Source organism: Photorhabdus machadonis, assembly GCF_052657765.1.
Genome location: NZ_CP199761.1, coordinates 2,050,533 through 2,063,331, shown reverse-complemented (window position 1 = coordinate 2,063,331; position 12,799 = coordinate 2,050,533). Strand labels below are relative to the sequence as shown.

Annotated in this window: 9 protein-coding genes; 1 reads left to right on the top strand and 8 read right to left on the bottom strand. The window is 46.3% G+C overall.

From position 1 onward, the window contains the following. Positions 1-11: 11 nt before the first annotated feature. The 8 genes from nuoH to hexA all read right to left on the bottom strand — a co-directional run bounded on the left by nuoH (position 12) and on the right by hexA (position 10,373). Positions 12-989, bottom strand: a complete 978-nt coding sequence (nuoH, locus tag ACUN2T_RS09860) for an NADH-quinone oxidoreductase subunit NuoH (protein ID WP_445497310.1) — start codon at positions 987-989, stop codon at positions 12-14. Continuing rightward, on the bottom strand, positions 986-3,712 hold the full coding sequence (gene nuoG / locus ACUN2T_RS09855) for an NADH-quinone oxidoreductase subunit NuoG (RefSeq protein ID WP_445497309.1): 2,727 nt from the start codon (positions 3,710-3,712) through the stop codon (positions 986-988). Before nuoG ends, nuoH begins: the two co-directional genes overlap by 4 nt. A gap of 75 nt (positions 3,713-3,787) precedes the next feature. Beyond that, the gene (gene nuoF / locus ACUN2T_RS09850) at positions 3,788-5,152 is read right to left on the bottom strand and encodes an NADH-quinone oxidoreductase subunit NuoF (protein ID WP_445497308.1); all 1,365 of its coding nucleotides are present in this window, start codon (positions 5,150-5,152) and stop codon (positions 3,788-3,790) included. Then, entirely contained in the window at positions 5,149-5,697 is a 549-nt protein-coding gene (gene nuoE / locus ACUN2T_RS09845; RefSeq protein WP_445497307.1) for an NADH-quinone oxidoreductase subunit NuoE, read from the bottom strand. Before nuoE ends, nuoF begins: the two co-directional genes overlap by 4 nt. Before the next feature lie 2 nt (positions 5,698-5,699). Next, positions 5,700-7,499 (bottom strand): NADH-quinone oxidoreductase subunit C/D, encoded by a 1,800-nt coding sequence (gene nuoC / locus ACUN2T_RS09840; RefSeq protein WP_445497306.1) that lies wholly within the window; start codon positions 7,497-7,499, stop codon positions 5,700-5,702. A 90-nt stretch (positions 7,500-7,589) separates the two neighbouring features. Further along, positions 7,590-8,264, bottom strand: coding sequence for a NuoB/complex I 20 kDa subunit family protein (locus tag ACUN2T_RS09835; protein ID WP_021325722.1), 675 nt, complete (start codon positions 8,262-8,264; stop codon positions 7,590-7,592). A gap of 15 nt (positions 8,265-8,279) precedes the next feature. Further along, on the bottom strand, positions 8,280-8,729 hold the full coding sequence (locus ACUN2T_RS09830) for an NADH-quinone oxidoreductase subunit A (protein ID WP_023045489.1): 450 nt from the start codon (positions 8,727-8,729) through the stop codon (positions 8,280-8,282). A gap of 708 nt (positions 8,730-9,437) precedes the next feature. Then, positions 9,438-10,373 carry a transcriptional regulator HexA gene (hexA, locus tag ACUN2T_RS09825; RefSeq protein WP_445497305.1) on the bottom strand — a complete coding sequence of 312 codons (936 nt, stop codon included), beginning with the start codon at positions 10,371-10,373 and terminating at the stop codon, positions 9,438-9,440. Positions 10,374-11,182: 809 nt separating this feature from the next. Here hexA and ACUN2T_RS09820 point away from each other — a divergent pair. Next, positions 11,183-12,397 (top strand): pyridoxal phosphate-dependent aminotransferase, encoded by a 1,215-nt coding sequence (locus ACUN2T_RS09820; RefSeq protein ID WP_445497304.1) that lies wholly within the window; start codon positions 11,183-11,185, stop codon positions 12,395-12,397. Positions 12,398-12,799 lie beyond the last annotated feature (402 nt).

Below are 12,799 nucleotides of genomic sequence, written 5' to 3'. Positions count from 1 at the left end.
TCATTCCCCCCTTATTGAGCGTTGTACAAAATCACTGCCGCAGTCGCCAGCAGGTTTAGTAAGGTCAGTGGCAAACAGATTTTCCAGCCAAACGCCATTACCTGGTCATAACGCGGGCGCGGTAAAGATGCACGTATCAGGATAAACATCACCATGAAGAACGCAGTTTTCAGCGCAAACCAGACAAACGGCGGCAGGAATGGACCATGCCAACCACCAAAGAACATTGTCACAATCAGGGCAGAAACCGTGACAATACCAATATATTCACCAACGAAGAACAGACCAAATTTCATACCGGAGTATTCAATGTGGTAGCCATCAGCCAGTTCCTGTTCTGCTTCCGGCTGGTCAAATGGGTGACGGTGACACACGGCCACAGCCGCGATAGCAAAAGTCAGGAAGCCAAAGAATTGCGGAATGATGTTCCACATGTGTTCCTGTGCGTTGACAATATCCACCATATTGAAGGAATCGGCCTGTGCAACAACGCCCATAAAAGAGAGGCCGAGAAACACCTCATAACTCAGTGTCTGTGCAGAAGCACGCATCGCCCCCAGCAGGGAGTATTTGTTGTTACTTGCCCATCCGGCAAACAGAACCGCGTAGACAGCCAGACCCGCCATCATCATGAAGAATAAAATGCCGATGTTGAGATCCGCAGCCATCCAGTTAGGCGTGATCGGCACAATGGCAAAAGCAAGCAACAGAGAACAGAAACCAATAATAGGCGCTAAGGTAAAGATCAACCGGTCAGCAAAACGTGGTACCCAGTCCTCTTTGAAGAACATTTTGATCATGTCGGCCACGATCTGTAATGATCCTCCCCAACCGACACGGTTTGGCCCATAACGGTTCTGGAACAGCGCCAGCAAACGTCGTTCACCAAAACTCATCAACGCCCCGCAGGCAACCACCACCACCAAGATCACCACCGATTTCAGAATAGCGATCAGTACATCAATAACGTCGGGGGTTAACCAACTCATTGTGCTGCCTCCCGCAGATTATTCACTGAAACACCCGCCATGACCGGAGGAATACCCGGCATTCCCATTGGCAAGCCAATCTGACCTTGAGCGAGCTTTTCACTCAGACGGACTGCCAAACGCAGTTGCTGACCAAAACAATCAAACTCCAGAACAGAACCTGCTTTCACACCCAATTGATCTGCATCTTTGTTATTGAGCATCACATAAGGCTCCGGCATACGTTCCTGAATCACATCGGAACGCTGGGTTAATTCTTCACTGCCAAACAGGTGATGGTAAGGAGCGACGACCCATTGGTTATCCTGTACAGAAAATTCCGCCGGAATCTGATCAAAGTAGTTCAGGCCCCCATCAGTTGTTTCAATCAGACGTACCCCCGGATCACCAAAGCGCAAATGACCACCGACCTCCGCTTGGAATTTATTCCACGCTTGCGGTGAGTTCCAGCCCGGTGCCCAAGCAAACGGAACCTGCTGACGAAAGGCATCAGGGCTATTGTTACCTTCCATTGAGAAAGCAAACGGTGAATCAATATCCTGAGGCTGACGCTGCTCATGGACACTGAGATTCGCCAACATCGCAGTACGGCCACTGTAACGGTGCGGTGAACGCGCCAGTTTTTGACCACGGATGCGGAATGTGGAATCAGGCGCGGCATCAACAATGCCCTTAAGCTGTGGCATCACCTCAACACAGGCATCAATAACATGGTCAAGCTGAGTCCAATCCAAATGACATTCGGTATAAGTCATGTGCAGGGAGTGCAGCCAACGCCAGCTCTCTAGCATCACCACGGATTTGTCGTAGAAAGAGGGCTGGAAAACCTGGAAATAACGCTGCGCCCGACCTTCCTGATTCACCAGCGTGCCGTCACTTTCTGCAAAGCTGGCAGCCGGAAGAATCAGATGGGCTTTATCCATGATAGCCGTGCGCTGATGGTCAACCACAATCAGGTTTTTCAGCTTGTTCAATGCACCATCGACCTTATCGGCTGCCGCATGTCGATAGAGATCATTTTCCATCACGATAGCCGTATCTGATTGACCACTGCTGATACGTTGCAAAGCAACATCCAGTGGTTGAGCCTCCATCATTCCTAATCCAATGCTGTTCGCATAGATCGCGACAAACGACAGACCGACGTCTGAACCTTTATCCTTCAGCGCCCAGGCAACATTGGCTGCCGCCTGAATGATCGCATCACTACCCACGTTACTGCCGCTGATAATCAGTGGTTTTTTCGCGCCAATCAGTGCCTGCGCAACCATCTCCACTTTCGCTTTCAGTTCGTCAGGTAAATTTTCAACTGCCGGCGCAGTGTTATCCAATGCATGAGCGACGGCGAAACCAAAACGGGCCTGATCATCAACTGGCGCACGGTAATTCCACGCCGCGATATCATCCAGACGGGTATCATCCACATTAGTCACAAACAGGGGATATTTAGCACGCTGGCCGATATTCATCACGGCGGCAATCTGCCAGTCAGCAACTTTCTGAGCCGCCGCCATTTCGCGGGCTTTGCCTTTCACTGCCTGACGAACGGCCAGTGCCATACGGGCACCGGTCTGAGTCAGGTCTTCACCTAAGATCAGCACCGCATCATAGCTTTCAATTTCACGCAGTGACGGAGTATAAACGCCACCCTGCTGGAGAATTTCCAGCATCATATCAAGACGTTGCTGTTCAGCAGCCGCAATCCCGCTATAGAAGTTTTCCGCCCCCACCAATTCACGCAGGGCAAAGTTGCTTTCCAAGCTGGCGCGGGGTGAACCGATACCAATGGCATTTTTGGCCTGACGCAAAATATCCGCCCCACCCTGCATGGCCTGTTCAGCGTTAAGCGCGATCCAATGATCACCACGCAGTTGCTGTGGTTGACGAGGGCGGTCTTGGCGGTTGACATAACCGTAACCAAAACGACCGCGGTCACACATAAAGTAGTGGTTTACCGTACCGTTATAACGGTTTTCAATACGGCGTAATTCACCATAACGCTCCCCCGGACTGGTGTTACAGCCAATACTGCACTGCTGGCAGATGCTTGGCGCAAACTGCATGTCCCATTTACGGTTATAACGTTCAGAATGGGTTTTGTCCGTGAATACCCCAGTCGGGCAGATTTCGACCAGATTACCGGAGAACTCACTTTCCAGTGTGCCGCTTTCCGGACGACCGAAATAGATATTATCGTGAGCGCCATAGACACCAAAATCCGTGCCGTCAGCGTAGTCTTTGTAGTAGCGAACACAACGATAGCAGGCAATGCAGCGGTTCATTTCATGAGAAATAAATGGCCCCAATTCCTGGTTGTGATGAGTACGCTTAGTAAAACGATATTTACGGAATGTATGACCTGTCATCACAGTCATATCCTGCAAGTGGCAGTTGCCCCCTTCTTCACACACCGGGCAATCATGCGGGTGGTTAGTCATTAACCACTCAACCACACTCTCACGGAATTGTTTGGCCTCTTCATCATCAATAGAGATAAAGGTGCCATCCATTGCCGGAGTCATACAAGACATAATCAGACGACCGCGCGTATCATCCGCGTTTTGGTATTGCTTTACCGCACATTGGCGGCAAGCGCCAACGCTTCCCAGCGCTGGATGCCAGCAAAAATAAGGAATATCCAGCCCTAAAGAGAGGCAAGCTTGTAACAGGTTATCAGCCCCGTTTACATCATATTTTTTGCCGTCTACATGTATCGTAGCCATAGTCAGCATGCTTCCAAGTGACCTGCTTTTCAGCAAGTGTTAATCAAAAATTCTGCTAATCTCGTGAAGAACCCATTACCAACGCTGCTTTAGCAGGTTTGGTTGAATACCCGCAATCAGGTGGGAATTCCCATAGTTTTTGGTCACAATCCCAGCTTCGAATTCATCACGGAAATATTTGATGGCACTCTGTAGTGGTTCCACCGCCCCGGGTGCGTGAGCACAGAATGTATTACCGGGCCCAAGGAAGCGACAGAGCTGCTCCAGCGTTTCGATATCCCCTGTCTGCCCTTCCCCACGTTCTAATGCCCGCAAAATTTTCACGCTCCATGGCAGTCCATCACGGCACGGTGTACACCAGCCGCAGGATTCACGGGAAAAGAACTCTTCAAGGTTACGGGTCAGAGAAACCATGTTGATTTCGTGGTCAACAGCCATTGCCAACGCAGTACCCAGACGGCTGCCCGCTTTAGCGATATTTTCAAAATCCATTGGCAGATCCAGATGTTCAGCGGTCAGGAAGTCTGTTCCTGCACCACCCGGTTGCCACGCTTTGAATTTCAGGCCGTCACGCATGCCACCGGCATAATCTTCAAGAATTTCACGGGCAGTCACACCGAATGGCAATTCCCACAGCCCCGGATTTTTCACTCGACCAGAGAATCCCATCAGTTTAGTACCGGCATCTTTACTCTTGCCTGCACTCAGGCCGATATACCACTCTTTACCGAATTCAAGAATTGAAGGAACGTTGCATAAGGTTTCAACGTTATTGACACAAGTCGGCTTGCCCCATGCGCCGGAAGTGGCGGGAAATGGCGGTTTTGAGCGAGGGTTAGCCCGGCGGCCTTCCAGGGAATTAATCAGCGCGGTCTCTTCACCACAGATATAACGCCCTGCGCCAGTATGAACAAACAGCTCAAAATCAAAGCCACTGCCCATAATGTTTTTACCCAGCAAGCCTGCCGCTTTAGCTTCTTCAATGGCTTTACGCAGATGCACTGCCGCTTCTACATATTCACCACGCAGGAAGATATAGCCACGATAAGCTTTCAGGGCAAACGCACTGATCAGCATCCCTTCCACCAGCAGGTGAGGAAGTTGCTCCATCAACAGGCGATCTTTGTAAGTACCCGGTTCCATTTCATCTGCGTTGCACAGCAGATAACGGATATTCATGCTTTCGTCTTTTGGCATCAGGCTCCATTTCAGCCCGGTGGAGAAACCGGCACCTCCCCGACCTTTCAGCCCGGCGTCTTTTACCAGAGAAACCACTTCAGCCGGAGCCATGCCTTTCAACGCTTTTTCAGCGCCGCGATAACCACTTTTACTGCGGTACTCATCCAGCCATACCGGCTGTTTGTCATCACGCAAACGCCAGGTAAGAGGGTGGGTTTCCTCAGTACGGATAATTTCTTTTATTCCTGAATGTGCTGTCATGGATACTGCTCCAATAACGTCTCAATCTCTTCAGGTTTGACAGAACTGTGAGTATCGTCATCGATCATCATGGTCGGACCTTTATCACAGTTACCCAGACAACAGGTTGGCAGCAGCGTAAAACGCCCGTCTTGTGTCGTCTGCCCCGGACAGATCTTCAAATGTTTTTCAATAGCAGCCTGGACATCCTGATAACCGGTAATGTGGCAAACCACGCTGTCACAGTAACGGATAATATGGCGGCCCACTGGCTGGCGGTAAATCTGGCTGTAGAACGTTGCCACACCTTCCACATCACTGGCGGGAATACCAAGCACATCAGCAATCGCGTAAATGGCACCATCCGGCACCCAACCACGATATTTCTGTACAATTTTTAATGCTTCGATAGAAACGGCGCGCGGATCTTCATAGTGGTGTTTTTCCTGCTCAATCTCATCGTGCTCTACGGTACTCAGCACAAAATCTGCTTTTGCCTGAGATTCTGTCACGTTAACCACATCAAGGCGCGCCTGTTGAGCATTCGCGTTAATTTCACTTTGCATAGTTAGCGATCCACATCAGACATAACAAAATCAATACTGCCCAGATACACGATCAGGTCAGAAACCAAGCTACCGCGGATCACCGAAGGAATCTGCTGCAAATGAGGGAAACTCGGTGTACGAACACGGGTGCGATAACTCATGGTACTGCCGTCACTGGTCAGATAGTAACTGTTGATACCCTTGGTTGCTTCAATCATCTGGAAAGACTCATTTGCTGGCATTACCGGCCCCCATGACACTTGCAGGAAGTGGTTAATCATGGTTTCAATATGCTGCAAGGTGCGTTCTTTCGGTGGTGGAGTCGTCAGTGGGTGATCGGCTTTGAATGGGCCTTCAGGCATATTTTTCAGACACTGTTTCAAGATCCGCATACTTTGACGCACTTCTTCCACTTTCAGCATCACACGGTCATAACAGTCGCCGTTATTGCCAATCGGCACGTCGAACTCAAAATTTTCATAACCAGAGTATGGACGCCATTTACGCACATCAAATGCGAGACCCGTCGCCCGCAAACCGGCCCCGGTCGTGCCCCAATCAAGAGCTTGTTTGGAATTATAGGCAGCAACACCAATAGAACGGCCTTTTAGGATGCTGTTTTTCAGCGCCGCTTTCACATAGGAATCAAGGCGTTTCGGCATCCAGTCCAGGAAATCACTCAGTAATTTGTCCCAACCACGTGGCAGATCATGCGCCACGCCGCCAATACGGAACCAGGCAGGATGCATACGGAAACCGGTAATCGCTTCCACCAGATCATAAATTTTTTGGCGGTCGGTAAAGGCGAAGAACACCGGGGTCATCCCCCCGACGTCCTGAATAAAGGTCGAGATATACAACAGGTGGCTATTAATCCGGAATAATTCCGACAACATGACACGAATGGTTTTCACCCGGTCAGGTACCTCAATACCGGCCAGTTTTTCCACCGCCAGCACATAAGGCATTTCATTGACGCAACCACCGAGGTACTCAATACGGTCGGTATAGGGAATATAGCTGTGCCAGGACTGGCGCTCACCCATTTTTTCCGCACCGCGATGGTGGTAGCCGACATCCGGTACACAATCGACAATCTCTTCGCCATCCAGTTGAAGAATGATACGGAATGCGCCATGAGAAGAAGGATGGTTAGGACCAAGGTTAAGGAACATAAAGTCCTCGTTATCGGTACCCCGTTTCATTCCCCACTCTTCCGGCTTGAAAGTCAACGCTTCCATTTCCAGATCTTCTTTCTGCCGGGTTAGCTCGAAAGGATCGAATTCTGTCGCACGGGCCGGATAGTCCTTACGCAGCGGATGCCCTTCCCAAGTCGGCGGCAACATAATGCGACGCAAGTTCGGATGGCCGTTAAAGACAATCCCGAACATCTCCCATGTTTCGCGTTCATACCAGTTGGCATTTGAGAACAGAGGCGTTGCAGTCGGGAGATGCAAATCTTTCTCATTGAGCGCGACCTTCAACATAATGTCGCGGTTACGCTCAATAGAAAGCAAATGATAAAACACAGAAAAATCCGCTTCCGGTAGCCCCCGGCGGTGAGTACGCTGGCGTTCATCCATGCCATGCAAATCAAATAGCATGACATAAGGCTTAGGCAGTTTTTTCAGAAAAGTGATTACTTCCAGTAATTGCTCACGCTTCACCCAGACAACCGGTATACCGGTACGGGTTGGCTGAACAGTAAAGGCATCCGGGCCAAAATGGTTACGCAGCTCACTCACGACCGGATCATCAAGATGGTCATGAGTTTGCCATGCAGGCCGGGCGCTTTCTTGCGCTATCTGATCTATCATCATTCTTCACCACAACGCTTTGATCAGTGTTTGTTTTGATCAGGTATTGTTATCGCAACACATTGCTCTGGTTACGCTGTACGGCTAAAAGCCCTAAACTTCGTCTGGTGTACGCAGATTTTTCACTGCGATACGTTCCCCGTGCTTACGTTCTCTTTCTGACTGCATATTGGCACGGTAAACCCCTTGATCGCCCACGACCCAAGACAACGGGCGACGCTCTTTGCCGATCGACTCCTGCAATAACATCAGAGCCTGCATATAAGCTTCAGGCCGGGGAGGACAACCAGGGATATAAACATCAACGGGGATAAACTTATCAACTCCCTGAACCACAGAGTAAATGTCGTACATACCACCAGAGTTGGCACAGGCTCCCATTGAGATAACCCATTTCGGCTCAAGCATCTGGTCATAAAGGCGCTGAATAACCGGAGCCATTTTGGTAAAACAGGTTCCAGCGACCACCATAAAGTCCGCCTGACGGGGTGACGCGCGCAAAACTTCAGCCCCAAAACGAGCGACGTCATGAACAGCAGTAAATGATGTCGCCATTTCCACATAACAACAGGAAAGACCGAAGTTATAAGGCCACAGGGAGTTTTTACGTCCCCAGTTCACCAAATCATGCAGAGCGTGTTCCAGTTTGCCCATGTAAACACTGCGGTGGACATGTTGCTCCAGTGGGTCAGCGACAATTTCCTGTTTTTGCAGGGGATAACGGTCATTCTCACCGTTCGGATCTATGCGGGTGAGTGTATAATCCATCTTTATGCCTCGCTATTACTGCGGATGACTATTGTTAATGTTAATCACAACGCTTGGTTTACTCACCTGGCGACTTGATCGGGATGGCGTCCAATTCAGCGCACCAATACGCACCAGGTAAAACAAGCCTGCCAATAACACCAAAATGAAAATACTTGCTTCGATAAAACCTAACCAGCCACTCTCTTTGATAGAGACTGACCATGCATATAGAAACAGGGCTTCGACATCGAAGATGACAAAGAACATGGCGACCAAATAGAACTTGGCCGACATACGGAGACGAGCACTGCCGACAGAATCAATACCTGATTCATACGGGATATGTTTTGCCCGGGCTTTAGCTCTCCCGCCCAGAAAAAACGCCCCTAACAGCATCAAAGCACACAGACCGAAAGCACCTAAAAGAAATACCGCGAATGCCCAGTGATGGGCAAAGAGTTCAGTGGATGTTGACATACTCATTGCTTACTCATCAAAAGTGGTGTCAAAAATGTCTGCTCTTTTGTCTGGCAGTGTTGCACCACATCGATTCAAGGGAAGGGGTAACAACCAAATCTGAAACACTGCTAATCAATGATTGATGGAGTGAATCTTCTTGGTTTTTACTCCTCTCAACAATATTTTGTCTGTTATGACAAAATTAATCTAACATTTATTTACAAACAACAAACTTAATCTTAACGGATCGTGCTACCGCACTGCTAAAACGTGTCAGTCACTTGACATGCAAACTACATCGGGATCCAGTTTAACCGATAACTCGCTTTTACTACATCATTATCTCAGGAAAAACCGGCCTTTCCACTGTTTCATAGGGGGTATTTCTTTGATCAAGTACACAGTTTGACAGAAAAAAATGTTTCCGCTGATGATAATTCATTCAAATCTGAGGAAATTATATTTTTCATCCATGCGATAAGAAAAAAATCACGGTTAACTACAGAAACTCTTATTTTATCAATTCTGCAAATTATTACTTTGTTAACAATATAACAATTTGTTAACCAAATCAGGAAGGGGTTAAGAAAAAAGCCACCGTATATTCAATGATCATGATAACGGCAAAATAAGGTGAATTTAGTTGATGATTACTTATAAATATATCTGGAAAGCTAATACCTCCTTTCATCCATAATGGAGGTATTAGCAAAAGATTAAGTGCTTTAGATATTACTCTTCAATAATGTCGCCATCATCAGAAAGCGGTTCTTCAGAAACACCCGATGATATAGTGTATGGGGTTTTCTTATTCTCTATCGCACTAAAAACTGTCAGAACAGATTCATTCTGTTCATTACTGTGTCTATATAGAGAGAACTGAGTTTCAGGCAAACGAGGAAGCCCTTCACTCTCGCCTAAAATACGCAGATCAGCATTTTGCATTTCCAAAGGGCGGGCAGTAATGCCGACTTCTGCATTCACTGCCGTGCGAACAGCCGACAGAGAAGCAGCCTCATAAGCAATACGCCACGCTACCCCGACCTCATCCAGCGTATCCAACGCCAACTGGCGGAATGGGTTTGTTTCATCCATCACAACCAGCGGCACAGGTTCGTTTGGCTGTAGCTGAAAATCAGGAGCACAATGCCATAATACCGGTGTTGAGCGCAGAACAGCCCTTGGATGATGGCTGATCTTTGCCGTTGTTAACGCCAAATCGATCTCATGGCTATCCAGCATACTTTCAATAAATTGAGTTCGCTTTATACGAACATCTATTGCCATTCGCGGATAAACCGATGCAATGCGATTTAACAAAAAAGGGAGCAGTGTATCCACAGTATCATCGGATGCACCGATTCTTAACTCACCTTCTGCATCGCTATAAGTTAATGATGCACTAGCATCATCATTAGCGCGCAGGATCTGTCTTGCATAGCCAAGAAGTTGAAGCCCATGCTCTGTAAGAAGCTTATTACGGCCGTGACGGGCAAATAACTCTCTGCCCACCAACTGCTCCAAACGTTGCATTTGCTGACTGACAGCCGATTGCGTTCTGCAGACTGCTGCTGCTGCTGCTGCAAACGTATTTAAATCAGCAACAGCAACAAAAGTTCTTAGCAGATCGAGATCGAGATTCATTATCGGACGATTTGCATTTATCATTGTTTATTCATCACTTTTTTTTGATTTTAATTACTAACTAACCTGGTGTTTTTACGTAAGCACTATCAAATTAAATAACATCAATTAGACAGTACTCTACTCTATTAAATAGGGCAAAGATTTACTGCTGTTTTTTTACCTATTGAACCCATAGTGGGTTTTATTTTCTCCTCTTTCTTAGCAAAAGTTACTCGGATTCCTAAATAAACTAAGGACCATCCCTATTTACAACACCCTATATGTGATTTCTAGTTTGGTTATTTTGTTTTCTGACTCACGTCAAAGAATAACATAAGTTATATCAGAAAAACTAAATATAAAGTAAAAATCTACAATATTACTAATGTTTGATAATCCTATTCAGATAAATTTACAACTAGTTTCCAGAAATGATCAAAAATATTGTTCGATCTTTCTAAAATATATAGTTCTAAATTGCCAATTCAAGCCAAATCTTATACATAAGAATAAATTATAAAAACACAATAATTTTTATTGGCAAATTGAGCTGTGCTCATTTTCCCCCCACAACCACGCAACCCCACCGCTGTGACGTTAAAAATGCTCCATATCTACACTAAAAAACAAGAACAATTCAGATTATAAATTCAACATCACGATAAATTTAAGAATTTAACACTGACATAATTTACATAAAAAGATACTAGAATAACAACACCCCTACTAAAACAACCATTTTAACCAAATATATCAATGCATCTTCAAAACACCTGGAGGGAAGAGTACATTAAATGTCAGACGCTATATGCCAGACACCCCTTTTTACCAAGATTAAGGTAAGACTCTCTATGCTAGCAGTTAAAAAATCCAACAAATTGGATAATGTTTGTTACGACATCCGCGGGCCGGTACTCAAGGAAGCTAAACGCCTTGAGGAAGAAGGTAACAAAGTCCTCAAATTAAATATCGGTAATCCGGCCCCTTTTGGTTTTGAAGCACCCGATGAAATCCTGGTAGATGTTATCCGAAACTTACCAACAGCACAGGGTTATTCAGATTCAAAAGGTCTATATTCTGCACGTAAAGCGATCATGCAACATTATCAAGCCCGGAATATGCTGGATGTGAGTGTTGAAGATATTTATATCGGCAATGGTGTTTCTGAATTAATCGTTCAGGCAATGCAGGCATTGCTGAATACCGGTGATGAAATGCTGGTTCCTGCCCCCGATTATCCTCTCTGGACTGCGGCGGTTTCACTTTCCAGTGGAAAAGCCGTACATTATATGTGTGATGAGGGGTCAGATTGGTTTCCTGACTTAGATGATATCCGTAACAAAATTACCCCACGCACGCGCGGGATTGTGATTATTAACCCCAATAATCCAACGGGTGCTGTATATAGTAAGGCGCTGTTACTGGAAATTGTTGAAATAGCCCGTCAGCATAATTTGATTATTTTTGCTGATGAGATTTACGATAAAATCTTATATGACGATGCAGAGCATCATTCAATTGCCGCACTTGCCCCTGACCTGTTAACGGTAACATTTAACGGATTATCTAAAACATATCGGGTTGCCGGTTTTCGCCAGGGCTGGATGGTATTAAACGGTCCGAAGAAGCACGCCAAGAGCTATATTGAAGGTTTAGAGATGCTGGCATCAATGCGTTTATGCGCAAATGTGCCAATGCAACACGCTATTCAAACCGCGTTGGGTGGTTACCAAAGTATCAGTGAATTCATTTTACCTGGTGGTCGTTTGTACGAACAACGCAACCACGCATGGGAATTAATTAATCAAATCCCTGGCGTTTCCTGTGTAAAACCTAAGGGGGCTTTATATATGTTCCCGAAAATTGATGCGAAGCGTTTTAACCTTCATGATGACCAGAAGATGGTGCTGGATCTCTTATTACAGGAGAAGGTCCTTCTCGTGCAGGGAACTGCATTTAACTGGCCGGAACCCGATCACTTCCGCATCGTAACACTGCCAAGGCTTGATGAATTGGAAATGGCCATTCAGAAATTCGCCCGATTTATTGGCAAATATCATCAGTAAAAATAAGAACCATTCGATAAGCGGATATTACTGATAACAGGCATTATTCATACCATGAGTTCTATCAGTGTAGAAGGAAACCGACTTTCTTCTACACCGATGAATTAATCTGACCGATTTGCCTTCACGGGTGAACACGTCACCTGTCAGCCAGAAATCTTTGGTAACCATTTCCATTACTTTCTTTATTGATATCAAATGACGATACTTTACAAAATTAAGGTCAGTCAATTTTCATTTTTTACCGGTAACACAGACGCGTTTTTTTTATTTTCACCGAGGAATTTGTAGTGATTATATAAGGCATTGGCGGGATATAAAAGAATTAAACATCGCATTTATTAAACTTGATAAAGGAGATCACTTGGAGGAATAATGAACTATTGTAAATTATATGAAATT

Excerpts from the sequence above, each read along its gene's own strand:
- nuoH (WP_445497310.1), bottom strand. The coding sequence starts at position 989 with ATGAGTTGGTTAACCCCCGACGTTATTGATGTACTGATCGCTATTCTG.
- nuoG (WP_445497309.1), bottom strand. The coding sequence starts at position 3,712 with ATGGCTACGATACATGTAGACGGCAAAAAATATGATGTAAACGGGGCT.
- nuoF (WP_445497308.1), bottom strand. The coding sequence starts at position 5,152 with ATGACAGCACATTCAGGAATAAAAGAAATTATCCGTACTGAGGAAACC.
- nuoE (WP_445497307.1), bottom strand. The coding sequence starts at position 5,697 with ATGCAAAGTGAAATTAACGCGAATGCTCAACAGGCGCGCCTTGATGTG.
- nuoC (WP_445497306.1), bottom strand. The coding sequence starts at position 7,499 with ATGATGATAGATCAGATAGCGCAAGAAAGCGCCCGGCCTGCATGGCAA.
- ACUN2T_RS09835 (WP_021325722.1), bottom strand. The coding sequence starts at position 8,264 with ATGGATTATACACTCACCCGCATAGATCCGAACGGTGAGAATGACCGT.
- ACUN2T_RS09830 (WP_023045489.1), bottom strand. The coding sequence starts at position 8,729 with ATGAGTATGTCAACATCCACTGAACTCTTTGCCCATCACTGGGCATTC.
- hexA (WP_445497305.1), bottom strand. The coding sequence starts at position 10,373 with ATGATAAATGCAAATCGTCCGATAATGAATCTCGATCTCGATCTGCTA.
- ACUN2T_RS09820 (WP_445497304.1), top strand. The coding sequence starts at position 11,183 with ATGCTAGCAGTTAAAAAATCCAACAAATTGGATAATGTTTGTTACGAC.